Here is a 2,145-nt window from a genome sequence, read left to right as displayed (position 1 = left end):
CGCAGCACCGGCAGGCCCCGCGCCTCGTAGCCGAAGCGTGTCGTGCGGCCCGAACAATCGGTATAGGCCACCAGATTGCCCGCCTCGTCCCAGCGCAATTGCTTGGTGCCGCCCTGGGCGTCGGTCACCTCGACCGGCCGGCCCAGGCCGTCGTACTGGTAGGCCGTGGTCTGCCCGAGCGGATCGGTCATCCGCACCAGATTGCCCTGCGCGTCGTAGGTGCGCCGCCACTCGAAGCCCATCGCATCGCGCAGCGTGGTCACCCGGTCCATCGCGTCGTATTGCAGCGCCGTGGACTGCCCCAGCGCATTGACGAGTTGCACCACGTTGCCGCGCGCGTCGTGGCGCAGCGTGGTGCGCCGGCCCAGCGGGTCGATGCTGCCCCGTGGGGTGCCGGTGGCATCGAACGGCGTTGCCTCGCGCACCTCCTCGGGCGTGCCCTCGGCGGTGACGGTGGCCACGATGTTGAAGCGCGCGTCCCAGTGGTAGGCCGTCACGCGGCCCAGGCCATCGGTGTGGCGGGTGATGCGTTCGTGGGGCAGATAGGTGAAGCGGTCGTCGTCCTGGCCGGGGATGGGCGCGTCGGCGCACCAGGAACGCAGCACGCGGCCGTGCGGGCCTTCCGCGTCGTACTGGGCGAAGTAGCGGTGGCCGCTGGCCTTGGCCACCTGCGTGATCGCGTCCCCGCCGCCGCTGAAGATGTGCGTGCCTCACGGACCGGAAGGTGGAGGGGGAAGGGTAGAGGGAGGGAGGAGAGCAGGAAGGCGGGTAAGGATATTTCAAGCCTTTAGCGCAATCAGGGCATGCCTTGACTGCTATTTAATTAGGAGCGTGGCTGGGTCGCCTGTGACATTGCACAAGAAATAATGATGAAAAATGCCTAATACCCTAGTTCCGATTGGCTTGGGTGCTATCGAATGGATAGCAAATGACTTCTGAGCCGACGATCTCGTAGAAACCATCGAACCGCTTTTCCAGTTTGCGCTCTTGTGGTTCGCGGCATCTGAAAAGCGCAAGGCTTTGTTGCAGACTCGAGTAGGACTGATGGATTTGAACTCACTTTTGAACCGCCCATTCAAAAGTTTCGGACTTTTTGCAAAGCTTTCTCAAGCACAACCATGTCGCTTTCCCGCATAGGCCGATCATTAAAGCGTTTTAGCCACTTATCCATCCCCAACTTAATAACGTTCAACCCTTCTTCTGTCAGGTCACTTGATCGAATTTCGAATTCTTCTCCAATATCCTCTACTGATGACGCGAGATGTCGAACTGTTAAATTGTTGTTTTGCAAGAATTTGATAAGAGCAAAAAAATACCCTGCAATTTCTGTCAATGAATTCCTCTTGGCGCCCTCTTGTTGGGTATGCCAAGATACTTTGGTAATTGTAAAATCTCTCATGCTATTTTCTCCGGATTATTTTCGTTGGGTTGTCTTTGACATTAATTAGCTCACCGGTTTTTCGATCACGAATGTAATGTCCGCCATCTTGTCTAATGCGATTTTCCTTATCGGTTTGTTCACGCTTGTCGGCGGTTTGACTGGTCGTTTCGCAACAGCAAATTGCCCCTCCGCTAATGGCGTCGATAACAACATGGTCGATTCTCCTACCAGTTTCTGTAATTGGGTCTATCGCACGCTTTCCATCTTTGGTTCTTAAGTAAACCTCGTTCTGGATGCGTGCGTTTGGATATTGAGTTGCCAATTCGGCCGCAGTTTCTTGCTCGCGCCGTGTTCCATCGATCTTTTGTTGTATGCATGTCAGTCCAAATGGGTCTATCCAATAAAGCGGATTTGGTGCATAAATAATGGTGTTTACCCCGCCAGCCAAACCAATCGGATCTTGGCTAGCAAACCTGCCCACGGCCGGATCGTAATACCGGAAGCGGTTGTAATGCAGCCCGGTTTCCTCATCGAACTGCTGCCCCTGGAATCGGAAGGGTTGTTCGATCGGCGGCGGCGCGGATGACCGGGCGCTGGCACCGTCGCTCCAGTCCATTCCCGGACCGTTCCCCATGCGGCGGCGGGTGGGGCCGTCATCGGTCCCCGTTCTCGCCACGGGCCGCAGCGTGGCTTCCCCCCAGACCTTGTAATCCGCCGCCCAGGCAATGTGCCCCTGGGCATCCGTCAACTCCAGCGGCGCGCCG

At 57.2% G+C, this 2,145-nt stretch carries 2 protein-coding genes and 1 pseudogene; all 3 read right to left on the bottom strand.

What is annotated here, in order from left to right; all coding sequences use genetic code 11:
- Window positions 1-668 (bottom strand): annotated as a pseudogene (locus AC27IQ_RS23015) (RHS repeat-associated core domain-containing protein); the annotation flags it as partial.
- A gap of 407 nt (window positions 669-1,075) precedes the next feature.
- On the bottom strand, window positions 1,076-1,399 hold the full coding sequence (locus AC27IQ_RS23010) for a hypothetical protein (protein WP_487090929.1): 324 nt from the start codon (window positions 1,397-1,399) through the stop codon (window positions 1,076-1,078).
- Window position 1,400: 1 nt separating this feature from the next.
- Window positions 1,401-2,145, bottom strand: a 745-nt coding sequence (locus AC27IQ_RS23005; RefSeq protein ID WP_487090928.1) for an RHS repeat-associated core domain-containing protein, incomplete at its 5' end; no start/stop codon positions are given.

It is taken from the genome of Acidovorax sp. KPB24-07 (genome assembly GCF_057543315.1).
The sequence above is the reverse complement of the archived record's forward strand: the minus strand, read 5'-3'. Positions and strand labels throughout refer to the sequence as shown.